Source organism: Pseudoalteromonas sp. XI10, from assembly GCF_001469895.1.
GTDB lineage: Bacteria > Pseudomonadota > Gammaproteobacteria > Enterobacterales > Alteromonadaceae > Pseudoalteromonas.
In genome coordinates this window covers 295,151-318,876 of the sequence record NZ_LOPY01000019.1, presented here as the reverse complement: position 1 = coordinate 318,876, position 23,726 = coordinate 295,151, and the positions used below count along the sequence as shown (strand labels likewise).

Here is a 23,726-nt window from a genome sequence, read left to right as displayed (position 1 = left end):
GTTACTGGCTGTTAGCTGCTGTTTCTGCAGGCATTGCATTGACTGGCGCACCTGGGCGGATTTTCTGTAAGCCTTCAACAATTAACTTATCGCCACTGTTTAGGCCGTCTGTCACTAACCAGTTTGAACCAACAGTACGATCAGTTTTAAGCACACGTGCTTCTACGGTATTGTCTTTGCTTACAACCATAGCAGTAGGCTCACCTTTGGTGTTTCTACTTACGCCACGTTGTGGTGCTAAAATCGCATCACTTTTCACACCTTCAACAATCACTGCACGAACATACATACCAGGCAGCAGTAATTTTTCAGGGTTAGGAAATTCAGCACGTAAGGTTACTGAGCCTGTGCTTGGATCAACAGTCACTTCAGAGAATTGCAATGTACCTTTATGTTGATAAGTACTGCCGTCTTCCATCTTTAATTCAACTTTTGAATGTAAAGCGGCATCTTTATCAAGATCACCCGCAGCAATGGCTTTTTTCAAACGTGTTAGTTCACTGCTTGACTGGGTTAAATCAACATAGATTGGGTCTAATTGAGTAATGGTTGCTAATGCTGTTGCTTGATTAGCACTGACAAGAGCACCGGCAGTGACATCTGATTTACCAATTTGGCCACTAATTGGTGCTAACACTTTGCTGTAGTTTAAATTGATTTCAGCGGTTTTAAGCTGCGCTTGAGCCGTTAGTAAATCAGCTTTTGCACCTTTGTATGCTGCATCAGCTTCGTCGTAATCTTGTTGGCTTACTGCTTTGATGCTCAATAGTTCTTTATAGCGTTCTGCTTTTGCTTTGGCATTTGCAATACTTGCTTGAGCTTTAGTAATAGCGGCTTTACTAGTCGCTACTTCAGCTTCAAATGTAGATGGGTCAATCTGATATAAAGCTTGGCCTTTTTCAACCTCAGCACCTTCAACAAACATACGTGATTGAATAATACCGTTAACCTGCGGACGAATTTGCGCGATACGTGAAGCAGCCACACGACCCGGTAATTCTTTAGTTAGCGTAAGTGGTTTGCTTTGCATCTCAATAACACCAACAGGAACAGCTTGAGCTGCCTGCGTTTGCCCTTGAGCCGATTCTGATTGGCCGAAGCCTGATAATAAAACAGCACCAGCCAAAGCTGACACTGCAAAAAATGGAATGCGAGAGCGCTGCATGTGTAGTTCCTTAGTTTAGAGTGAACGATCATTCTAAACTAAAAAAGGCACAGATCAACCATCTTTAAAGAACTTTACATTAAATAAAATGCTTGCTTTAACGCATGAATTTTGTGCAATAAATAAATTGCTAATTGAATTATTACGAACGTAACTGAGAAAGTTGTTTTAAAACTATTAGTTATGCGAATTGAAGTTATATCAATTCGCAGATTATTCGCCTAAACACATGCCCATTGCGCGAGCACTTGTTATTAAAGAATGCTCTAATGGGATAACGCGATATTCAGAAGTTGCTTCTTTTAAACTGATTGGTTTAATTTCACCGTCTTTACTAACAGGAATAAAACCAAACTGGCCTTGCTTTACTAGCTCGAATGCTTGCACCCCAAACTCTGCTGCAAGCACCCTATCAAACGCATTAGGTGTGCCTCCACGTTGAATATGCCCTAATACGGTTACTCTTACATCAAGATCAAGCGCCACACGTATTTGTGAAGCAAGCTGCTCAGCAATACCACCTAACACTGGGTTTTCGTAACCAAGTTCATTTGATTGTTTACTAACAACACCACCAGCAATAGGTTTTGCCCCTTCTGAAATAACAATATTGGCAAATCCATGGCCTTTATCAAAACGTGATGTTAGTTTGGCTTTAATCGCTTCAATATCGTAAGGAATTTCTGGAATAAGTGCGACTTCAGCGCCAGCTGCAATGGCTGAATGCAAACAAATCCAACCTGCATCGCGCCCCATTACCTCAGTCACAATTACCCGGTTATGACTTTGCGCTGTTGGTATTAAACGATCAATGGCTTCGGTGGCGGTGTCGACAGCAGTCTGAAAACCAATTGTGTAATCAGTGCCATATAAATCATTATCAATAGTTTTTGGTACCCCAACGATATTTAAGCCATGCTCAAATAAGTGCTGAGATACCCTATGTGAACCATCACCACCAATATTTATAACGGCATCAAACCCAAGTTGCTTAATAATACTGATTAACTCATCAGAGCGGTCAATAAACACTTGTTCACCTGCTATTTCAGCAGGAAATGCGGTTGGGTTCCCTTTATTAACGGTTTCGAGAATTGTTCCACCACGAACATGGATACCCGCCACCACTTCACTAGTTAAGTGTATAATATCATTTGGCTTTTCAAGCACACCACAATATGCTCTTCGGCTACCATACACCTGCCAATTGCCATCATGTTCGGCTGCTTTAACCACCGCTCTGATCACCCCATTAAGCCCAGGGCAATCACCCCCACTTGTTAATAGCAGTAATTTTTTCATTGTGTTACCAACTTCGTTCACTGATTAATTACAGATTAGCTTATATGTTCAACTTTCGCGTATGACTTACATCAACTAAAACTTGGTTTTTTATGTGTAGAGAATAGCGCCACAAAAAGCACTAGTAATACATACTTAGGCAGACTAGTCAGTAAACTGGTGTTATCAATATTTGCAGAAAAAGTGTTAACAACAAAATATAAATGCAGCGCTAAAAATGGTGTCAGCAATATAAAGTATGAATACGCTTTATCTCTAAGATACAGGGACTTACTAATGAGTAAAAATACTAAAAGTAACGCTAACAAAGGAAGGCCTAAAGTAACGATATCAACCATTGATAAAGCAAAGTTAGGTGACAAGTCATAAAGGGCTGAAAGTACTTCGGTTGGAATCGCAATAGCCGAGCCATAACCTATGACTGGTATAGATAAATAGGCAAATAAACAGCCAAAAATAAATAAAAGTAGTACGTTATATTTCATAACCCCATTCCATGGTTTGTTCATTATTAGTCTTACGCTAACTAATAATGAACAAATAATCCACTACTTTTTCAGTACCTTACATCTTTAAAATGTCTTAACTTTAAAGGCTAGGTTTTCTACCGCACAGCCTGTACTACTCGTGTTTACACGGTAATAATGAGTGTTTTCAGTGGCATTTAAGTCCAATAAAAACTCATCATGCTGAGCGACTGCTTGTTGCTCTTGTGTTAAGCACATAGCTTGTACAAGCGAACGTAATTTAGCATCTGAAAATATAGTGCCGAAACGCTGCATCGGTAGTGGCGGAATTTTAATACTAGGGAGTGCATTATCAACTGTTCGTTTAGCTAGATTAAAACCATCCTTTGTTACATCAATAACTGCACCAGCAGGCCAATAACTGATTGCGCCGTTGTTTTTAGCGTCAGATTTAACATGCACGACACCGCTTTTACCAATCACCGTCATTAGTGCGGTTTCACCAGCTCGAATTGATACAAGGGCGGTGGTCTCATCAATGCCAAAGCCATGCTGTTGCCCGGTATCTGCCAGTAATCTTGCCAAACGCATTGTTCTGTTGCGCTCGCTAAAGTGTGTATCAAGGACACCATAAGTAAAGCTGCCTAGCCCACCTTGTTTTTCATAGGTAAGACTATCAGCCGAAATCTTATCACCGCATTCATTTTCACAGCGCTCACTCGGCGCAGACACCGCAAACGAGCCTTCTCTCATTGCAACTAAACTTGTACCATTTGAAATCATCGGTACTGTGCCATAGGCATTTTTACCACCACTTTGCACCGCTGTACCTGCGCTTGTGCCAACAAGTAATGGTCTTTGTAAAATTGCGTGAGTCCAAGGATATTGCTTACCGTTATCATCAAACAGTACTTTTCTGGTTAAACTCTGATCACCACCGTTAAACATCATTCCCGTCGCGTTTTCAATCAGTTTAACTAAATGATCGACCCCTTTATCACAAAGCGCTTTTTCGGCCTTAATTCGATCAGGGTAAATTGTCTCACGATTAAAAACGCCCATAGAGTCAGTGCGTAAAGAATCCAAACTCTCACATTGCTTACTGGTAATCGCTTTTGCTAAGGCGGGGGTTAGAGGTAACCAGCTTGATTCTACACCAGTAAAGTCTAATAGCCCTTCATAAAAGTCAGCTGATTCATATGGGTCTCTGCTTGAAGCCGTAACCGCTAAAATTGTTGGTGATTCGGTGGTTGTTTTTAATGATGCAGCAACAAAATCTAAAATATCATTGGCTGCACGTTCGTTATTATCGCTTGTACTAACCTGCTCTTTTTGGCGGGTAGAATCTGTATTTAATACAGCGACTTCAAGTGAGTCTATGACAAAGTTGTATTCTGAATCAGTGAGTTCGTTTAATAACTTGTTATCTAAATCACGCCATGCCCATAAAATATCACTTTTAGTGATCACACCTGACTTTTCACGTGCAATCTGTGCTAATACCTTAAGCGTTTGCTGACGATTTTTTTTATTCTTGGTTGGCCAATTTGTCTTTATTGCAGATAAAGCATCATTATTTAATCGAAATTGATTAGTTTGTTTACCACTAATCTGTTTATCAGAAAGACAATTTTTAGGGCTCATACTTGAGCAGGTAGTCAAAGATCCGCCGACTAAGACCAACGTTTGCTGTTGTTCATTTGCATAGACTTTGCTGCCAAATGACGCGAAAAACAAACCAAATACCAAAGAAAAAGCTGAAGTTTGATATTTAGTCTTTTGCTCCTTAAGGATGTTCATATTGTTACACTCTTGTAAAAAAATATTAGAAAATTGCTTGCGCAGCTTTTTGTTGCTTGCTATAAAAAAAAGGAACATTTAAAAACGCGAGTAAGCTAGCACTGTATCGCTAGCTTTGTCAAAAGACCTTACGGATTGGAATTATGTTGAAAAACGCATTATCGCTTTGCACATATTTCTACTCTCCACACTACCTTTCGGAGTGGTTTGACGAGTAGCCACACCTCACTTCCTGTGAGGGGCTAGTTGTGTCTATAACCCACTGCCCTGTCTAAAAATTATAACAATTATTCAAAACGTCACGGTTTTGCCGTGTGTTTTTTAAGACAAAGGTAAATCAATATGTTTCGTCAGTTATCAATTGCTGTAGCAATCAGTGCTGTGCTGTGCCCAGTACAAGCTGTGTATGCTCAAAACGACCAACAATCAGAAAAAATTGAACGAGTAGAAGTAACAGGATCACGAATTAAAGGGGTTGATTTAGAAGGAACCATACCGCTAACAGTGCTTGACCAAGATGCAATCAAGCGCTCAGGAGCGAACACTATTCATGAATTATTAAAAGATTTATCCGTTTTCAAAGGCGGATCCGGTACCTTTTCAACATCTGAAAGTGGTGGTACATCAACTTCAACGCCAGCAGGTCAATCTGCTGCGAGCCTCAGAGGCATGGGGCCCTCAGCCACATTAACACTCATTAATGGCCGCCGTGTTGCACCTAGCTCGTTCGCAGCAGGCACTGAAAACTTTGTTGATGTAAACTCAATTCCACTTGCTGCAATCGAGCGCATTGATATTTTAGCCACTGGCGCATCAGCAATTTATGGTGCTGATGCTGTCGCTGGTGTTATTAACTATATTCTCAAAGATGACTATCAAGGAGCTGAAGTAAACACTTCTTACACCAATAGTTTTGACAGTCATGACGAAGCTAAGAAGCAACTTAACTTAGTCTACGGAACCAATATCGGTGAAAGTAACTTAACGGTATTTGCTGATATTTACGACCGCAATGCCTTTAAAGCGACCGACAGAAGTTATACCGCAACACCTAATCTAGTGAATGGTTACTCATATTTACCGAAACTTGAGAACTCACCAAACATTTATTATTACAGCAGCCGAGATGGCAATGAACTACCAGCGCCAAACTGTAAAACAGAGCTTGTCACGACTGAGTATGGTGAGCAAATTTGTGCTTACTATGCTAACCAAGATGATTACCTAGAAACCCCATTTGAAAGCCTTTCAACTGGCTTTATGTTTAACAGCACCTTAGCTGATTTAGATTGGCATACCGATTTCTTCTATAGCCAAACTAAATCAAAAGCCTATTCATCACCTGCACCAATTAATCAAATAAACGATGATGATGGTCCGTTTATCATAGAAGATGCGCTATTCATTTATGATAACGCTGATGGCAGTAACGACTTAATGGACCAGCTTTATATTGATCCATTTACCACACAAGCGGGTCGAGAAGTGTATGGCTTTGCATTTGACGCACGTTTTAATTCACCGCGTACAGTTGAAGTTGAAACTAAAAACTTTCGCTTAGTCAGCAGCCTAGCTGGTTACATTGGTGACTGGAGTTGGGAGTCAGGTGTAACATTTTCTCGTTCTAAGTCAGAGCAAGAAGCGATAGATGGTATTTACAACCGCTACCAATTTCATGCTGCAATCACTGGTGAATTATGCTCTGACGGTTCAACGGCTACATACGATGGAACACAGCTCAATTGTGCGCAAGGTCAGTTAATGCCATTCTACAACCCTTTTTTACAGGGTGATGCTAATAATGATGCGGTGCTTGAGCTTGCAAAAGCAAATCCAAGTAGAAGTGGTGAAAGTACAGTCTACGGATGGGACTTAAACTTTAATGGCGATTTATTTACATTTAATGAGTTACCCATTTATGCTGCATTTGGTATTGAGGCTCGCCGAGAAGAGTTAAAAGATATTCCGTCTTTAGACTCACAAGCGCGTGCTGAAAATGGTTATTTAGTCGATGTTTTTGGTTTTGGCTCGAGCTTATCAGAGGCAGACCGTACGCAGTACGCTGCATTTGTAGAGTTGAATATGCCAGTTAGTGACCAGCTAGAACTGCAAGTTGCAGGTCGTTATGATCATTACGATGACTTTGGTGGAACGTTTAACCCTAAAGTGGGTTTAAGCTACCGTCCTTCAGATTCTCTGATCATTAGAAGCTCTTGGTCAACGTCGTTTAGAGCACCTTCATTAACTCAAGCTGGCGTAAAATTACGTACCACACAATCAAGCTTTGATTGCGGCGCAAATCAGGCTGTTGCAGATTTATACTGTATGGGTGATGGTACAGAAGTCAGTGTTAACAGCCTTGAACTTGGTAATCAAGCACTAAAAGCCGAGGAATCTGAAGCGCTCAGCATTGGCTTTGCATGGAGTCCATCTGTAAATACCAATCTAACTGTCGATTATTGGCATTTTGATCATGAGCAGGTCATCGATACCAATATGACTGCCGTGCTTGATAGAGCAATCACAGATGCTTCTCTTCGTCACTGTGGCTTAGTACCACAAGGACAACAAGGTATTTCGTACGAGCAGCAGCTGTGTGAAGTAACCGATAATGCAGGCCTTAATATCGAAAGTGAAGGCGCTAATCTTTCAGAGATCCTAACAAACTATATTAGTGAGTTTAACCCGCGAGAAGATGAGCAATTCCTGCCGCTATTTAGAGACCATGTTATTCCACTGGAAAATACCGGCACACAAACCTTAGCGGGTATCGACTTTAAATTCGATCATCGTTTTCTTTTTGCTAAAGGTAACTTAACGCTCGCTTTTGATGGTACACACTATTTAGAATTTGAACGAAACAAACCCGGTTCAGATGCAATCGAAAAGCTAATCGGCACTTATCGCTACCCTGAAAATGTTGGCAGATTCTCTATAGATTGGGATGCCGAGAGTTATTATTTAAACCTAGGCGCCAATTATACCAGTAGCTATGAGGATGATATTGAAGGGCTTCGTGGCCGTGAAATAGATGAGCTAGAAGAACTTGGCGAGCTTAATGATGAGTTAAAACGCGATGTTGATGACTGGCTAGTATGGGATTTATCAGCCGGGTATTTTATCAATGATGCATTATCAATCCGTGCTCGTATCGATAATATCTTCGATAAAGAACCGCCTAAACTGTATGGTTCAAGTCGAGGTTTTGATTCTATAAACCATAATGCTTATGGCAGTCGCTATACGTTAAGTTTGAGCTATCGCTTTTAGCAAGGTATGGGCGACTTAATAGTCGCCCATACCTTTGAGCTTACGTTATCTTAAACAACGACTCTCAGTATTAATCTTTCTTAGCAAGGGCTACAATACCTTGCTTATCTTATAAACGTCGAATGACCTTTAAGTGACTTTATGAAAAACAAACAGTTTGCGATGCCAGATGCGAGCATCATTTTGTTGTGCGTCGCAGTTATCGCCTATTTTGCCAGCCTATTTATAACCCCCGGTGTGTTTAATGCCGAAAAAGATAGCCATAGCGTTGAATTATCACAATATCAAACAGCCTCAGATCATACCCCGCCAGCATTTTTTGCAGAAGGTGGTGAAATTGGCCTAGCTAATGTCTTATTTGAAGGGTTAGTGTCAGGTGATAAGTACGGCGCAGCGATTGGGGTGATGGCGTTTATTTTAATCACTGGTGGTGCGTTTGGGATTATCTTAAAAACCGGTGCGATCAATAACGGTATAATGGCACTGATCAATAAAACACAACATATAGAGTGGGTTTTCATTCCTCTCTTGTTCGTGCTTTTCTCTTTAGGTGGTGCGGTTTTCGGCATGGGTGAAGAAGCCATCGCCTTTTGTATTGTGTTATTCCCGATTATGAAACAACTTGGTTATGACGCAAAAGTAACGGTATTAACAACCTATGTTGCTACACAAATTGGCTTTGCCACCTCATGGATGAACCCGTTTAGCATTGCCATAGCTCAGTCTATAGCTGAAATTCCCGTTTTTTCTGGCGCAGGATTCAGAATGCTTGCTTGGCTTGTTTTTACTTCATTTGGCCTTGTATTCACTATTCGCTATGCCAACTCTATTAGAGCAACTAAACAACAAACTAACCAACACAAAGACAGTGCAATAAATTTAGATAATGCAGATAAACTAATCTTACTTGCTTTTATTGCTGGCATTGTTTGGGTTATTTGGGGCGTGATGGCTAGGCAGTATTATATTCCTGAATTAGCAGCACAATTCTTTTGCCTAGGTATTGCTTGTGCTGTAATCGCCAGCCTATTCAAAAAACAAACTGCCAATGAAAGTGCAAATGCATTTAAAGAAGGTGCCCAAGAGCTCCTACCTGCAGCACTTTTAGTGGCACTTGCAAAAGGCGTTATTTTAATACTTGGCGGTAGCGATTTAACGTCGCCTTCAACCCTTAATACCTTGCTGTACTATAGTGCCACCAGCATCTCAGTTGTGCCCGATTATATTGCGGCTTGGGGCATGCTATTATTTCAAAGTGTATTTAACTTCTTTGTTTCGTCTGGTTCAGGACAAGCAGCCATAACAATGCCGCTAATGTCGCCGCTCGGTGATTTGTTAAATATCTCACGTCAAATTGTGGTGTTGGCATTTCAGTTGGGTGATGGTTTAACGAATATTTTTATTCCTACTTCTGCTAGTCTCATTGGCTGTTTAGGTATTGTTAAATTAGATTGGAGTGAATGGGCACGTTTTATTTGGCGCTTCACTTTAGCTTTGTTTGGCCTTGCCAGTGGTTTTATTTTTCTCGCACACTTTATTAACTATCAGTAAAAGATTTAATTATGTTAACACTTATAAAAGGCGCAGACGTTTTCGCCCCCTCACCTTTAGGCATTCAAGATGTTCTTATTGCTGGCACAAAAATAGTTGATATACAGCCTGAAATAACTATCGATACCTATCAGGGGATTACCACGGTTGATGGCACTCATTGTATTTTGGCCCCGGGGTTTGTTGATTCACTCGTTCATATAACTGGCGGAGGCGGCGAAGCTGGCTTTGCAAGTAGAACACCAGAAATGAACCTGACTGATGCAACACTGCATGGTACAACAACCGTTATTGCAGCTCTTGGCACTGACTCAAGTAGCCGAACTCATAGTAACCTGATCGCTAAAGCAAAAGAGCTGAAAGAGCTTGGGCTCAACGTTTTTTGTCATTCGGGCTCATATCATTTACCTGCGAAAACACTGACAGGCTCTATCACCAGCGATTTAATGTACATAGATGAGTTTATTGGCGTGGGAGAAGTTGCTATATCGGATCATCGTAGCAGCCAACCCACAGTGCAACAGCTGGCAGAGCTTGCCGCTGAGTCAAAAGTGGCTGGCATGTTAAGTGGTAAAAAAGGCACTGTCAGCATTCATGTTGGCCCTGTTGATACACATTTATCTTTATTACATGAGGTTGATAAGCTAACCGATATTTCGCTGACACAATTTTACCCAACTCACATGAATCGTAATATCGACTTACTTAATGCTGGGGTAGAGTTTTGTAAAGCCGGTGGCACTATCGACTTTACAACAAGTACAACCGAGTATGACCTTGCTCATGGTGAATACTCAGCCGCACACGCTCTAGCTTATTGCCTAGAGAATAAAGTCGACCCAACAAAACTAACCATGAGCTCTGATGGCCATGCAAGCCTCCCTATTTTTGACAAAAGCTTTAACCTGCTTGGCCTTGAAGTAGGCAAAGAGTCCACATTGCATGGCTCGTTTGTAGAAGCAGTGCAAAAATATAATGTTTCGATTGAACACGCTTTAATGGCGATTACATCAAACCCTGCACAGATATTGGGTATAAATAAAGGTGTAATTAAGCAAAATGCAGATGCCGATCTTGTGTTACTTAATAAAACAACGCTTGCGCCAACAGAATGCTGGTCAAAGGGTGTTCATATGGTAAGCAAAGGCAAAGCACTTGTTAAAGGCGCCTTTGAATAAGGCCGCATCGGCGGCCTAAACAGTATCCGAAATTCGAGTAACAAGTAGTTGCTCGACTTTCACCCCTTCAACATCAACAACCTCAAACTTATAGCCAGCATAGTTAATAAACTCGGCGCGTTTAGGCAGGCGTTTCATTGTGTAGATCAAAAACCCTGCGACTGTTTCGTAATGAGACTGCTCTGGGAACTCTTCAATTTCAAGGACCTTAGCAAGCTCAACCACAGGTGTTAAACCATCGACCAGCCAAGATGAGTTATCACGTTGAATAATTAACTCTTCACCCTGATGGCTAATTAAGTCGCCCATAAATCCTTTCATTAAATCTTTAACAGTAACAATACCTACCATTAGCGCGTACTCATTAACAACTACGGCAAACGGTTCTGCCGCTTTTTTGAAAGTATTTAGCGCCTCTGAAAGACTCAATGTTTCTGGCAGATAAAAAATATCTTGGCTTATTAATTCTTTATCGATTTCAGCGGTTTGCCCTTTTAGCACCTTGCGAAGGATATCTTTTGATTCAACCGAGCCAATTAATTTATCTAAACTGCCATCACACACTAAAAAGTGATTATGAGGGTGCTCAATAATTTTGGTTGCGACTTCTTGGGCATCAGCTTTTACATCAAAATACACAATTTGATCGCGAGGAGTCATCACACTCGATAAAAAACGTGCTTCTAAATCAAATACATTGCCAATTAGCTCATATTCTTGTTGCTGTAAGCTGCCGTATTCTGCCCCTGCATCCATCATCGCAACGATGTCTTCTGTGGTGACAATATCTTCTCTTTCAGCGGGTACTTTAAACGCGCGTAAAACCAAATTAGTTATACCATTAAAGAAAACAACAAAAGGAGTGAGCGCAAAGGTCACCCAGCGCATAATGGACACCACGTTTACCGCAACCGCCTCTGGCATAATCATGGCTAACCGTTTAGGTAATAAGTCAGCAAATAGAATAAACAAAGAGGTAATACTCAAAAACGAAATCAAAAAGCTGATTTGACTCAATAACGGGCCTTGATAAATCATGCCTAAGATTTGTTCTATGTAAGGAGATAATGCTTGCTCACCAACAATACCACCTAAAATGGCAATTGCGTTCAGGGCAATTTGTATCATGGCAAAAAATGCCCCAGGTTGCTCTTGCAAGCTAAGCACAGCTTGGGCTTTTTTGTTGCCTTCGTCCACCATCACTCGTAATTTGATCTTACGAGATGCCGCAATCGCAATTTCGCTCATTGCAAACAATGCACTGATCAAAATTAAAATCATGATAATGAGTAAATCACTCATTGTAGCTCCTACCGAATAATTAAGCGCATTCAGAGTGTTGAATGCAAACAACTTTTTGCTCGTTTAGGCTACATGGAGTTTGGCGAGAATGGACAAAAAGCAGCTGATTATAGCCACTTTTTAGTAATCAACAAGTGCTATTTTTAATCGATAGCAGCAAAGCCTTTATTTAATTTTTCAAGAGTCACAGGATTGATATTTTTATTGCAGGCAAAGAATAACTGAGGTGTGCCAACGGGCAGTTTTAATATCGGTTTTAAATCCTCAAGGGTGCTGTCGCTATCCCGCTCATATTTAAATTGTTCATCGCTAAGGATAACTAAATCTATACTTGAGCGCCTGCTTTTAAGTACATCATAAATGTTGTCAAAACTATCAAGTAAGATCAGCTGATTACGTTCATCAAAGCCGTTTTCTTTTAAGTAAATATGTGAATAGTTATTTTTTAATACTGCAATTCGGTACTTCTTAGCTTCATCTATACTCGCTATTTTTAATTGCTCAGATTTAAACGAATAGAACGACGCCGAAAAACCACCGATTTGCGCCACCCAAGTAAATTTATCTTCGCGTGCAGGAAGCCTTGCCATAGAAAAGATGCAGGTATTACTATCACGCAATGCGGCGTTATACGAAATTGACCAAGAATTTACAGACAGCTCATAATCCACGCCACTTTTTTCTAAACCTGATTTAACTTTATCAACCACAGTGCCAGTTAATACGCCATTTTCATCTAGGTATTGAAAATTAGGGAAGTTTTCGGTCACAACAGTGATCGCTGCAAAACAAGGTTGCAGAAAAAGCAGCAATAACACGGTTAGAATTGTGCGCATAATGAGCGATACCAAATAAATTATAATTATTTTTTATAATAATATAGCTCGGAGTTGCAGATATTGAAATATTTTTTAGTAAAAAGGAATGAGCGGAAACAGGGTGTTTCCGCTCTAGAGTCAATTACTTATTCATTGCATTAATTAAAAACGCTGAGATTTTAGCGCCTTCTCTTAGAGTTGTTTCAGAACTTGTCTGACCGATTAATGAGCTGTCGGTAAATGGCGCAATTTCCATCATGTCAGCACCAGTAATTGGGAATTCATCAGCCAATGCAACTAGAATATCTAATGCATGCTGAGGTGTTAAACCACCGGCTTCTGGTGTTCCTGTCGCCGAAGCAAAGCTTTCATCAAGTGCATCAATATCAAAACTTACATAAAGCTCATCAACATTATCTGCTTTTAGCTGCGCAATAACTTCTTCGGCAACTGCTTTAGCGCCGCGTTCGATGATTTCGTGTGCCCAATGTTGTTTAACACCAAACGTGTCTTCCCAGTGTTGCTTAGGCTTACCACTAGAGCGAATACCAAATTGAATTAAGTTACGTGGAGCTGGTAAGTACTCAAGAATATGTGTACACCACGAACCAAAGCATAAATCGATACCTAAACGTTCAACTAATAAGTCTGTATGAGCATCAAAGTGAATGATTGCAGTGCATTTTCCTGCGTCACGTTTTGCTTTTAAGTAAGCTTTAGTCAGCGGGTAGCTAATTGAATGGTCGCCACCGATACCAAAAATACCCTTATCTGGGTAATTTGCATAAAAGCCATCACAGACATCTTCAGTGATAGACAAAGGCGATACATGATATTCACTGTTTTCATCAGCATATAACGCTTTTTGACAGTTTGTAATGGTTGCATCGTTAAGGTATTTATCATGCAATAAATGCGGGATCACACGAACATCACCTAAATCAAAGGCGCGCGCTTGTGGTTGTTGATCAATCAAGGTAGAGCGTAAAAATAGTGGACCCCAGTTAGCACCACGTAAAATACCACCGCCACAGTCAGAGCTAATACCTAAAATTACCGCTTTGTGCTCAGAGTCAGCCAGTGTTTCAAGTGACTCTTTCCATAGCACATCAACATTGTCTGTTTGGCCGTATAATTTAGTACGCAGCGCGTCTTTACGTTCTTTTGCTGTATTAACTGTAAATACGCCATCGCCAGGAGGACAAAGACACTGACTTAGTTTTTCGTGGAAGGCTTTTTGTGTGTTACTCATCTCTACTCCGCTGATCTTTATCTGCATATTCATGCGTAATTAAAAAAGTTACGCAATCAGGTTTGTGTAAAGTCTGGATTTTTGAGACTCAACAATCACTTGCTCAACCAAAACTATAACTCACTGATATTAAATGGTTATAATTTTAATGCAGATGAATTTAAACTGCTCTAGTCAAATAAGAGCGCTGTATTTTGGCAGGTATAACATGCGCGAAAAGAAAGTCAAATTTTGCGGCAACCTAGGTGATTGCCGCTATAGATTTATATTCAAACGAAGTGAATACTCATTATTCGTAGCCTCTTGGCTTCTTAGTTTTGATAACGGCAATGTATGCATGCCAGCTGGCGTAACTCAATAAAGGCATAATGACAATAAACCCAGCAGTGCCTGTAATAAAGCCGACAAATACCAAACATAGTATCAAACCAGCCCAGACAACCATGGCACCAAAATTGGTTTTAACCGCATTCATTGAAGAAATTACCGCAGTCATAATATCAACTCTGCGTTCCATCATAATTTGCGGGGTAAACGCTGAGATAGCAAATACAGTGACCAGTAAGATACCACCGACAATACTACCGAGCGTTAAAAACGCAGATAACTGCTCAAAACTCGGGTTAACAACGTTCGGGTACAATGCATGAATAAGTGCAGCTAAGCGCATCCAAACAATCATAATTACCATTAATAACACCGCAAAGCCCCATTCACCTGCTGGGTTTCTAAACATCGATTTAAGGCTGTGCATTAAAGTAGGTTTATGGCCTTTTTCAAGCTCCCATGCAACATCGTAAAGTCCGGCAGCAAAAGCAGGGCCAATTAATGCAAAGCCAACGACTGCAGGCAATATAACTAAGTGTGTATCAAACTGATAAACAAAATACATGATAGTCGCAGGTATCAAAGTAAATACTAATCCGTAGACTAGACTCAGTATGGGCGCATTAGCGATATCTTTAAATGCAAGTGCTAACCAATGAAAAGGCGCACCAATTGAAATTTTCGAGCTTTCTAAACAGCGTGCAAACTCATGGTGTTTACTCATAGAAGATGAAGCAGGCATAGTATATCCTCTTTTATCGTTACTTCTTTAGGTTTAGGTTATCTGTGCAATTCTTGCAACATTGGTGATCTAATAGGACATCTGTCCTGTACTTTAAACACATATGATTAAAGTATTACGCTTTAGACAAAAATAAGGTTTAATAATGGAAAAGGTATTTCACTTAGGGCTTACTCGTCAGGACTTAAACGGCGCAACCCTTGCGATTGTCCCAGGCGATCCTGACCGCTCAGCACGCATTTCAACACTTCTCGATAACCCAGAATGCTTAGCGAAGACCCGTGAATTTCATGTATACCGAGGTGAGCTAAACGGGCACAGCGTTGTAGTTTGTTCTACCGGTATTGGCGGCCCGTCTACATCAATTGCTGTTGAAGAGCTTGCTCAGCTAGGTATTGATACCTTTTTGCGTATTGGCACGACCGGTGCAATTCAGCCACACATTAACGAAGGCGATATTTTAATTAGCCAAGCTTCAGTTCGTTTAGATGGTGCTAGCCAGCATTTCGCACCACTAAGCTACCCTGCTGTGTCTGACTTCTTTGCAACACAAGCGATGGTAAATGCATGTGATAAGCTAGGAATTAATTTCCACATTGGTATTACTGCATCGAGTGACACCTTCTACCCGGGTCAAGAACGTTACGATACTTATTCTGGCTATGTTCCACGCTCATTCCAAGGCAGCTGTGAAGAGTGGCAAAAACTAGGCGTGATGAATTATGAAATGGAATCTGCAACACTATTTACTATGTGTGCTGCCCTAGGCTTGCGCGCAGCCTGTGTTGCTGGTGTATTAGTAAATCGTACTAAACAAGAAATTCCGAATGTTGACCACGGCGAGATTGAGAAAAAATCAGTCGCCGTCGTCATTGAAGCTGCAAAACTATTGCTAAACTAGTTTAGCAACACAGTGCTCAAATGCTGGTGGGTTTTCAAAGCTTGCCAGCACACTTTTAGCCACCTCATATTGATTTTCTGCCCCTTGTGTTTCTAACAAGGTGATTGACTTAACTGTTTTATCATCAAAGGTTAAGCCCGCAAGATAAAACTGACTCAATGCACTTTGTAATGGCGAAAGGCTTGGGCTATAAGCAGCATTTTCAGCATAACTTCCGTAAAAGTCACCTTCATCAAAAGTCGTTAATTTAACCGCACTAAAGTTACCTGTGTAAGGCACGTATGCATTGAGTGCCAATTGAATAAGTTTAGCATCATCAATCGAAAGCTCAGTAAACTGTTTATAGCTTTGCTTATTAGAAAATAAACAGGCTTCATTGCCTAGGTCTTTCGGGCCAAATGAATAAGGTAATAACTCATGTAAATTAAAATCGCGTTCTGGCAATAAAATCTCAAGAGAGTCTGCGGTGCTCAATTCATTCATAAATTGACGGCAGTAACCGCAAGGTGCATCGCTAATAGCAATTTTTAACACTGCTTGTGCGCCATTAAGCCATGCATTATTAATGGCTGATTGCTCAGCATGAACGACTAAACTCAATGCTTGATGAGAAAACTCAACATTTGCGCCAAAATAGAAATTTGTTTCGCCTTGCTTGTTTAACCCAACTGCAATGGCGCCCACATAGAATTTAGAAATAGGCGCGACAGAAAATAAACTTGCGACGGGTACACAGGCTTTTAGTAACTCAAGTTGGCTAACTTGAAACTGCTGACAAAGAGAAGAAATATCAGATTGATATAAGATGCCACGTTGCTGTTTAAGCTGGGCAAAAAGAGAATTTTTTTGTTGATCATTGAAGCTAAACGGCTCTGAATTTTGAGCTAGTTTGCTTGCATCTATCCTAGTTGCTGTCATAACAAATTATAATTATTAATTGGCTAAACAGTTTAAAAGGTTACGTAATGAATTGCTAGGTTTTGGCGGTAAACATCAAGGTAAATCGCACAATAAAAGCTAAAAATTAGCGGTATTTGTAAGCCCAGATATACACAACAAAATAGCGATGACTAGCTCGGCCAATTATTGACGAACCAGCCAATTTTTTGCTTTGTTAAAACATTCAAAGTTTTCAGCTTGTAAGTTATAGCGCTTTGCTTTTTGCATGAATAAGTCGTGCATAAAACCATCAAAACTTACAACTATTGCTACAACAGCTTCTTTCAAAGAGTTTGCCACTTCCGGCATAATGGTGAATAAATCAGCAGGTGCGAAATTGTGCGTCATCTCAGACACATCAACGAGTATTTTCTCTGACCCATGTAATTCTGAATATTGTTGGGCAATCTGGTAAAAATTTATCACATCCTGTGCACTAGCAGTCCCTCTTAACGTCATCATCACGAGTGACGTCGATGCATCATAAGTGATGCAAGTAGACACATTTGGCATAAGTTACTCTAAAAAAGCGTGGGGGTTGATTTGGCTTAACGGTAGCTGAATCAAAAAGCTGGGCTATTTTATTAATATCGCCTCTCTAGTCAATACCTAGCAATAAAATAGGTATGACCAGTTGTGAAATTCAGATTTTAGGATTAGATCTTATTTAAAGAGTTGTTATGCAAATTCATATCTTATTTACTTTAAACACAAGTATGAGTTTTCCTTTCATAGAATCAGCTTTTTCAGATAAACCTATATTTAGTTAAAATTTATAATATTTAGCGTTATTTAGACAGCAAAATGGGTGAGCGTTTTTTAAGCTCACTTTTAAATGGATTGGTGTGTCATGAAAGCGCGATTGGTTTTATTATTTGGCTTTACCTTGTTGATTTTATTAATTTCAACAACACCTAAAGCGATGCCCATTAAAGAGTTTGAAAAGCTTAGAGCCTCAATAAGGCAAAGCTACGCCAGTTCACCTCAAGAAGGGCTTGAGTTTGTCAATGCGCTGATTGAAACTACCGAACTAACACTAGAACAAAAGATTATAGTCACTAATTATAAAGCTTGGTTTTTGCTTGAGACTGACAGGCTTGAACAAGCCATGGAAACCATTGTTAAGTACATGAATATGGTTTCTCAATCTGATGAAAAAGACCTTATGTATGGCTATTTCAATATTTCAGGGGGCATTTATGCGCGCTTAGGTCTATATGAAGAAGCCTTAGCTTACTATCGCGATGCCATGCCATTTGCACAATCTCGAGATGAGCGTTTAGTTTATCAAACCGAAAATAATATCGCTTTGGTAAAGCTACGTTTAAACCGTTATAAAGAAGCTGCCGACTCGTTCAGTTACTATCGAGATTATGCCCACAGTAAAAATCAAACTCTCAACGAATCATTTGCTAGTAATAACTTAGCGCTTGCTTTAATTGGATTAAAACAGTACTCAAATGCACTCAAGGTTATCAATGAAGCTATTGGGCTGCAAAGCCAACACAACTACACCACTCACCTTGCTTCAAGTCTCGTTCTAAAAGCCAAAGTATTACGTTTTCAGGGTTTTTTAGAAGACTCAGAAAAGGTACTCAACGAGGCTTCGACGCTTATTGAAAATAAACAGCTTGAGAATGAGCAACTTAATATTATTTTATGTTTAGCAGAAACGTATGAAGCACAAGGACATACTGACAGAGCACTCACAACGCTTGCATCCGTTGATACTCACACTGTTAGCCATACTAACTTTGAAGCCCTGTTATCGATTGCCAAATTAACTGCAGAGCTTTACGAGCAACAAAAAAATTATGTAAATGCACTTAGCGCTTATAAACAATATTCGTTCATTAACGCAGCTATTTTAACCAGACAAGCCAAAGTCAATTTAGCAAAAGCGCTTGCAGAAGCCGATGTTGCTGCAAAAGAAGTAAGAATTTCTAACCTAACTCGTGCTGAGCAAATAAAAGCCACTAAAGCCAATGCATTTAAAGATCTCACGATTGTAGTAAGCATCTGTTTAGTTGTTATTTTATTTGGCTCATTTATCGCCATTAACAGCATAGACAAACAAAAACAAAAATTAGCTAAAGCATTAGAGCAGTTAAAAGATACGCAAGATCATCTGATTGAAATCGAAAAAATAGCCTCTTTAACAGCACTGGTATCCGGTATGGCGCATCAGCTTAATACCCCTATTGGCACCATAGTGACAGCAAGTTCATTAATAGATGATTACATGGAAGGTTTAGAAGAAAAATTTAAAGCCCGAGAGCTCTCTAGCAAGCATTTTCATAAGTTCATCACTGATACCAATAGCGCTAAAGAGCTAGTGATCAGTAGCATTAATCGACTTGCCGGCATCGTCGAAGAATTTAAAGCGCTCAATGTGTCGATACACCTTGATAAACCAATGAGCAAAATACAGCTGCCAAGCTTTATTAGTCATCGTTTATACCCTTTGAGTAAACATCTGGGTAAACAAATTGAGTTTAAAATTCATGGCGATGAGGGTGTTATTACGTCTTATCCGACTATCTTAAGTGATGTATTAAAAACCTTGGTTATTAATTCCTGCGAGCATGGCTTTGTTAATACTGACAAAGGTGTTGTCGAAGTAATAGTTAAAGCCTATACACATGTGGTTGAAATTACCTACCAAGATAACGGAGTCGGAATAAACGACGAAATACTTCATGAAATATTTACGCCATTTTACACCACTAATTTAGGCGGTAATCATTTGGGACTTGGTTTAAACGTGGTATTTAACGCAGTTAAATATAACCTTAGAGGGAAAATTAGCGCCGAGTCATGTAAACACGGCGCTCGTTTTGTTATTAGTCTACCAATCGATGCTCGATTGATTGATGATACTAGCTATTAACCAGTATTACGCATACCTGCAGCAATACCTGTCATAGTGATCATTAATGCATTATCAATATCGCCCTCTGAACCCTCGTCAGCTTCACGTGAACGACGTAGTAACTCAACTTGTAATAAGTTAAGTGGATCTGTGTACGGATTACGAAGCCCGATTGACTCTTTGATCCAAGGTTGGTCTGCAAGTAAGCTCTTTTGTGGGCTAAGCGACTGAACAAGCTCAATAGCCTCGCTCAATTCCTGACGTAACTTCACGCCTAATGGCTTATATTGCTCAGTTACTAATGCATCATCGTAATGCGCACTTAACCATGTATCAGCTTTACTAAATACCATCTCTAGCATTTCTAAACGAGCACGGAAGAATGGCCATTTTAAGCTCATTTCATGAAGTGTCTCGATGCCATACTTATCTAACGCAGCTTTAAGACCTGTTAATGCACCTAACCAAGCTGGCAGCATTAAACGGTTTTGGCTCCATGCAAAGATCCATGGAATAGCACGAAGGCTTTCTACCCCACCGTTCGGGTTACGCTTCGCAGGGCGAGAACCAAGTGGCAGTTTAGAAAGCTCTTGCTCTGGGGTTGCCATTCTAAAATAAGGCACAAAGTTTTCATCATGGCGTACAACTTGACGGTAATGCTCACACGAATCTGCACTAATAAGCTCCATAACATCACGCCATTCGCTCTTTGGCTCTGGTGGCGGCAACAAGTTACTTTCTAGAACTGCACCGGCATAAATATTTAAGCTTTGCAGAGCAACAGCAGGTAAACCAAACTTAAAGCGGATCATTTCACCCTGCTCTGTTACACGTAGGCCACCTTTTAATGAACCTGGAGGCTGTGAGCGAAGTGCTTGGGCAGCTGGAGCACCACCGCGGCCGACAGTACCACCACGGCCGTGGAATAAAATAAGCTCAATACCGCGATTTTCAGCTAATTGAACAAGTTTATCCATAGCTTCATATTGTGCCCAACCAGCAGCCATCATGCCTGCATCTTTTGCTGAGTCTGAGTAGCCGATCATGACATTTTGTTGGTTTTGAATATGGCCACGGTACCAAGTGTTATCAAGTAAACATTCGATAACCTCTTTACCATTATTTAAGTCGTCTAATGTTTCAAATAATGGCGCAACCGGTAAGTTAAACTTACAACCACTTTCTTTAAGCAGTAACTGTACTGCCAGCACATCAGATGCGGTACGTGCCATCGAGATAATATACAAGCCAAATGTTTGAGCATCTTGCGCTGCGATTACATCGAATGTATCTAGCACCTCTTGTACTTCTGGGCTTGGTTGCCAATGTTTTGGAATTAGCGGACGTCGAGAGTTTAGCTCAGCAAGTAAAAACGCTTGTTTGTCTTCCTCTTGCCATTGATGGTAATCACCTAAACCTAAATAACGTGTTAACTCAGAGAAAACATCACCATGACGCGATGAATCCTGACGTACATCAAGTTTTGCAAGGCGCAGACCAAAGCTGTTAATACGGCGCAGAACATCAAGCAGCAAGCCATCAGCAACTACTTTCATGTTGGTTTTAATAAGCGAGCGATAACACACTTCGATTGGGTGTTTAATTTGCGCGATATCGGTAATTAAATCTTCAGAATCAGTGCGCTTTTTCTTAATTTTAGCGCCCAAATGCGTCACAGTTTCAGCAATTTGATTCTTTAATTTTTTGAGTACCGCACGGTAAGGTTCAAAGTCTTGGCCCGCAAGCTCAATAAGCTCATCGCTTGCATCCGACATAGATAACTCATTGCTTAGCGTTTCGATATCACGGGAATACAAATCGAGTGCCATCCAGCGGCCATGATCAAGTACTTGCTGTGTGACTTCAGCAGTTACAAACGGGTTACCATCACGGTCGCCCCCCATCCAAGAAGTAAATTCAATTGGACTGAAATCAATAGGTAGCTCTAAATCAAGCTCTGCTTTTACGTCATCGCCAAACTCGCGTAAGAAACGCGGTACGGCATGCCACAGGCTATTTTCAATAACCGCAAAACCCCATTTAGCTTCGTCAATTGGCGTTGGGCGTGAGCGACGAATGTCGTCGGTATGCCACGCTTGGCTAATAAGTTGGGCAATGCGATTTAATAAATCTGCACGTTCACTAGGTAAGTTGTCTTTACGCTCTAAAGAGGCAAGGCAATCACTTAATTCTACGTGTTTATTGATCATTGTACGGCGTGTCACCTCAGTTGGGTGAGCCGTCAGTACTAAATTGATGTGGAGTTTTGAGAGTGTTTGTGCCAAGTGATTAGGATCAACTTGACCTTGCTTTGATGCTGTTGCTAACGCTTTTAATGTTTGAGTGAGAGGGTTTAGTTGGCAAAAACCAACATCATTAAAGCGCGATACGGTATGGAATTGTTCAGCAACATTAGCAAGATTCAAAAAATGATTAAATGAGCGTGCAACCGGTAATAGTTCTTCATCTGTGAGAGCGTGTAGTACTTCGATAAGCGCTTGTCTGTCGGCTTCGTTACCACTACGTGACGATTTAGATAAAGCGCGAATCTCTTCTACCTTATCTAAAATGACTTGTCCTTGTGCATCTTTAATGGTTTGACCCAGCATTTGTCCAAGCATACTAACATTACCGCGAAGTGCAGCGTATTGTTCACTCATTCTCATACTCCTTTCTTTAACTAAGTTGAAAGTACTTACTGCACAGTATTTAGCCAAGCACGAACGCTGCTAAATACTGATCCCTTTTATTAATATCATTGTCAGCGTTAATTTAATAGATCGAATTTTCTAACATACTCGTAAAAAAGAATAACCAATCTATAAACATAAAAGTGTAATAAATACGCAGCTTAGTCAGCTACAAAGCGTTAAAGCCAGCTCAATTGGTAAAATGGACTTACCAATTTAAAAGGTAAAATCCCCGTAAATTAAGGCATCCTTAATGTTTGCATGGTCAAATCTTTACCCGCCTTTTTTATGTGTTTGTAGGGTTAGATCAAGACAAACAGAGCTACTATCATTTTATTAATTGGTGATAGTTTGAGCGAAAAAATTTTCAAATATTTTTAGAACAGGTCAAAAATGCAACTCTATATTTTGTGCGGTGCAAGCAGTGAAATTGCAAATGCCTATTTCACTACTCTTCATAAACAAATCAACACGGGTCATATCGTAACCATCAGTCGAGGTGAATTTAAGGCAAGTTTAAATGAGTCATCAAGCAATGAGATAAGCCACCAGCATTTTATTACTGACTACTCAGAGCAAAGCTTAAGTGGCATTGCTAAAGAACTTGCTGGTGGCAACTATGATTTGGCCCAGTTGATGATATTTAACGGCTTATTGCATGATCCAGATAATGCGCCTGAACGTAAACTTGAACAAATATCTGAGCAGCACTTTATAAACAGCATGACGACGAATGCTCTACTACCAATTCGTTGTGTAACTTTATTCTCAACGCTTTTAAAGCCACAACTTTCAACTGTGGTGTGTGCCCTTAGTGCACGTGTTGGTAGTATCAGTGATAACAAGTTAGGCGGTTGGTATAGCTATCGGGCATCGAAGGCGGCATTAAATATGTTATTTAAATCTGCAGCAATTGAACTTAGCAGACGCTATAAAAAATGCCACTGCGTGTTATTTCACCCAGGTACTACTGATACGCCATTATCAAAACCTTTTCAGGCAAATGTGCCCGAAGGAAAGCTATTTACCCCTGAGTTTGTAGCCGAGCAATTGTATTCATTGATAAGTGATGCTGACTATTTACAACAATCACAAAACCCTGCCTACTTTGACTGGCAAGGAAAACCCATAGACTGGTAACAGGAAATTT

Annotated in this window: 17 protein-coding genes; 6 read left to right on the top strand and 11 right to left on the bottom strand. The window is 40.3% G+C overall.

Going from position 1 to position 23,726, the window contains the following annotated elements; genetic code table 11:
• Window position 1: 1 nt before the first annotated feature.
• From AUR67_RS04565 to AUR67_RS04550, 4 genes are all read right to left on the bottom strand, one after another.
• Window positions 2-1,165 (bottom strand): efflux RND transporter periplasmic adaptor subunit, encoded by a 1,164-nt coding sequence (locus AUR67_RS04565; protein ID WP_058584300.1) that lies wholly within the window; start codon window positions 1,163-1,165, stop codon window positions 2-4.
• A 213-nt stretch (window positions 1,166-1,378) separates the two neighbouring features.
• The gene (locus tag AUR67_RS04560; RefSeq protein ID WP_058584299.1) at window positions 1,379-2,467 is read right to left on the bottom strand and encodes a 6-phosphofructokinase; all 1,089 of its coding nucleotides are present in this window, start codon (window positions 2,465-2,467) and stop codon (window positions 1,379-1,381) included.
• Window positions 2,468-2,538: 71 nt separating this feature from the next.
• Window positions 2,539-2,952, bottom strand: a complete 414-nt coding sequence (locus AUR67_RS04555) for a hypothetical protein (RefSeq protein ID WP_058584298.1) — start codon at window positions 2,950-2,952, stop codon at window positions 2,539-2,541.
• 87 nt (window positions 2,953-3,039) lie between these two features.
• Window positions 3,040-4,734, bottom strand: a complete 1,695-nt coding sequence (locus AUR67_RS04550; RefSeq protein WP_152996477.1) for a cyanophycinase — start codon at window positions 4,732-4,734, stop codon at window positions 3,040-3,042.
• Between the two features lie 342 nt (window positions 4,735-5,076).
• Between AUR67_RS04550 and AUR67_RS04545 the strand changes: the two genes are divergently transcribed.
• From AUR67_RS04545 to iadA, 3 genes are all read left to right on the top strand, one after another.
• Window positions 5,077-8,004: a TonB-dependent receptor domain-containing protein gene (locus tag AUR67_RS04545; RefSeq protein ID WP_058584296.1), complete on the top strand. Its 2,928-nt coding sequence runs from the start codon at window positions 5,077-5,079 to the stop codon at window positions 8,002-8,004.
• Window positions 8,005-8,145: 141 nt separating this feature from the next.
• Complete coding sequence (gene yfcC / locus AUR67_RS04540) at window positions 8,146-9,555, top strand: putative basic amino acid antiporter YfcC (protein WP_058584295.1); 1,410 nt, start codon at window positions 8,146-8,148, stop codon at window positions 9,553-9,555.
• 11 nt (window positions 9,556-9,566) lie between these two features.
• Complete coding sequence (gene iadA / locus AUR67_RS04535; protein WP_058584294.1) at window positions 9,567-10,733, top strand: beta-aspartyl-peptidase; 1,167 nt, start codon at window positions 9,567-9,569, stop codon at window positions 10,731-10,733.
• A gap of 15 nt (window positions 10,734-10,748) precedes the next feature.
• Here the strand turns inward: iadA and AUR67_RS04530 are convergent, their stop codons facing one another.
• The 4 genes from AUR67_RS04530 to AUR67_RS04515 all read right to left on the bottom strand — a co-directional run bounded on the left by AUR67_RS04530 (window position 10,749) and on the right by AUR67_RS04515 (window position 15,174).
• On the bottom strand, window positions 10,749-12,035 hold the full coding sequence (locus AUR67_RS04530; RefSeq protein ID WP_058584293.1) for a hemolysin family protein: 1,287 nt from the start codon (window positions 12,033-12,035) through the stop codon (window positions 10,749-10,751).
• 143 nt (window positions 12,036-12,178) lie between these two features.
• Window positions 12,179-12,871 (bottom strand): substrate-binding periplasmic protein, encoded by a 693-nt coding sequence (locus AUR67_RS04525; protein ID WP_058584292.1) that lies wholly within the window; start codon window positions 12,869-12,871, stop codon window positions 12,179-12,181.
• Window positions 12,872-12,995: 124 nt separating this feature from the next.
• A complete protein-coding gene (locus tag AUR67_RS04520; RefSeq protein ID WP_058584291.1) occupies window positions 12,996-14,105 on the bottom strand; it encodes an arginase family protein in 1,110 nt (369 codons plus the stop codon).
• 289 nt (window positions 14,106-14,394) lie between these two features.
• On the bottom strand, window positions 14,395-15,174 hold the full coding sequence (locus tag AUR67_RS04515; RefSeq protein WP_054564098.1) for a DUF2189 domain-containing protein: 780 nt from the start codon (window positions 15,172-15,174) through the stop codon (window positions 14,395-14,397).
• A gap of 145 nt (window positions 15,175-15,319) precedes the next feature.
• Here AUR67_RS04515 and udp point away from each other — a divergent pair, with 145 nt between their 5' ends.
• Complete coding sequence (udp, locus tag AUR67_RS04510; RefSeq protein WP_058584290.1) at window positions 15,320-16,075, top strand: uridine phosphorylase; 756 nt, start codon at window positions 15,320-15,322, stop codon at window positions 16,073-16,075.
• Here the strand turns inward: udp and cdd are convergent.
• Window positions 16,067-16,993 carry a cytidine deaminase gene (cdd, locus tag AUR67_RS04505; RefSeq protein WP_058584289.1) on the bottom strand — a complete coding sequence of 309 codons (927 nt, stop codon included), beginning with the start codon at window positions 16,991-16,993 and terminating at the stop codon, window positions 16,067-16,069. The two genes, udp and cdd, sit on opposite strands and share 9 nt — an antisense overlap.
• Before the next feature lie 165 nt (window positions 16,994-17,158).
• Window positions 17,159-17,527, bottom strand: coding sequence for a hypothetical protein (locus AUR67_RS04500; RefSeq protein WP_058584288.1), 369 nt, complete (start codon window positions 17,525-17,527; stop codon window positions 17,159-17,161).
• 337 nt (window positions 17,528-17,864) lie between these two features.
• On the opposite strand from AUR67_RS04500, the gene AUR67_RS04495 reads away from it, so the two are divergent.
• A complete protein-coding gene (locus tag AUR67_RS04495) occupies window positions 17,865-19,904 on the top strand; it encodes a tetratricopeptide repeat-containing sensor histidine kinase (protein WP_058584287.1) in 2,040 nt (679 codons plus the stop codon).
• Here AUR67_RS04495 and ppc read toward each other — a convergent pair.
• Window positions 19,901-22,546, bottom strand: coding sequence for a phosphoenolpyruvate carboxylase (ppc, locus tag AUR67_RS04490; protein ID WP_058584286.1), 2,646 nt, complete (start codon window positions 22,544-22,546; stop codon window positions 19,901-19,903). The two genes, AUR67_RS04495 and ppc, sit on opposite strands and share 4 nt — an antisense overlap.
• Before the next feature lie 423 nt (window positions 22,547-22,969).
• Here ppc and AUR67_RS04485 point away from each other — a divergent pair, with 423 nt between their 5' ends.
• A complete protein-coding gene (locus AUR67_RS04485) occupies window positions 22,970-23,716 on the top strand; it encodes an SDR family NAD(P)-dependent oxidoreductase (RefSeq protein ID WP_058584285.1) in 747 nt (248 codons plus the stop codon).
• The last annotated feature ends 10 nt before the right edge of the window (window positions 23,717-23,726 follow it).

Bases quoted from the DNA above. Each gene is read 5' to 3' on its own strand.
- ppc (WP_058584286.1), bottom strand. From the start codon at position 22,546: ATGAGTGAACAATACGCTGCACTTCGCGGTAATGTTAGTATGCTTGGA.
- AUR67_RS04560 (WP_058584299.1), bottom strand. From the start codon at position 2,467: ATGAAAAAATTACTGCTATTAACAAGTGGGGGTGATTGCCCTGGGCTT.
- yfcC (WP_058584295.1), top strand. From the start codon at position 8,146: ATGAAAAACAAACAGTTTGCGATGCCAGATGCGAGCATCATTTTGTTG.
- AUR67_RS04525 (WP_058584292.1), bottom strand. From the start codon at position 12,871: ATGCGCACAATTCTAACCGTGTTATTGCTGCTTTTTCTGCAACCTTGT.
- AUR67_RS04550 (WP_152996477.1), bottom strand. From the start codon at position 4,734: ATGAACATCCTTAAGGAGCAAAAGACTAAATATCAAACTTCAGCTTTT.
- AUR67_RS04530 (WP_058584293.1), bottom strand. From the start codon at position 12,035: ATGAGTGATTTACTCATTATCATGATTTTAATTTTGATCAGTGCATTG.
- iadA (WP_058584294.1), top strand. From the start codon at position 9,567: ATGTTAACACTTATAAAAGGCGCAGACGTTTTCGCCCCCTCACCTTTA.
- AUR67_RS04495 (WP_058584287.1), top strand. From the start codon at position 17,865: ATGAAAGCGCGATTGGTTTTATTATTTGGCTTTACCTTGTTGATTTTA.
- cdd (WP_058584289.1), bottom strand. From the start codon at position 16,993: ATGACAGCAACTAGGATAGATGCAAGCAAACTAGCTCAAAATTCAGAG.
- AUR67_RS04555 (WP_058584298.1), bottom strand. From the start codon at position 2,952: ATGAAATATAACGTACTACTTTTATTTATTTTTGGCTGTTTATTTGCC.
- udp (WP_058584290.1), top strand. From the start codon at position 15,320: ATGGAAAAGGTATTTCACTTAGGGCTTACTCGTCAGGACTTAAACGGC.
- AUR67_RS04515 (WP_054564098.1), bottom strand. From the start codon at position 15,174: ATGCCTGCTTCATCTTCTATGAGTAAACACCATGAGTTTGCACGCTGT.
- AUR67_RS04485 (WP_058584285.1), top strand. From the start codon at position 22,970: ATGCAACTCTATATTTTGTGCGGTGCAAGCAGTGAAATTGCAAATGCC.
- AUR67_RS04545 (WP_058584296.1), top strand. From the start codon at position 5,077: ATGTTTCGTCAGTTATCAATTGCTGTAGCAATCAGTGCTGTGCTGTGC.
- AUR67_RS04565 (WP_058584300.1), bottom strand. From the start codon at position 1,165: ATGCAGCGCTCTCGCATTCCATTTTTTGCAGTGTCAGCTTTGGCTGGT.
- AUR67_RS04500 (WP_058584288.1), bottom strand. From the start codon at position 17,527: ATGCCAAATGTGTCTACTTGCATCACTTATGATGCATCGACGTCACTC.
- AUR67_RS04520 (WP_058584291.1), bottom strand. From the start codon at position 14,105: ATGAGTAACACACAAAAAGCCTTCCACGAAAAACTAAGTCAGTGTCTT.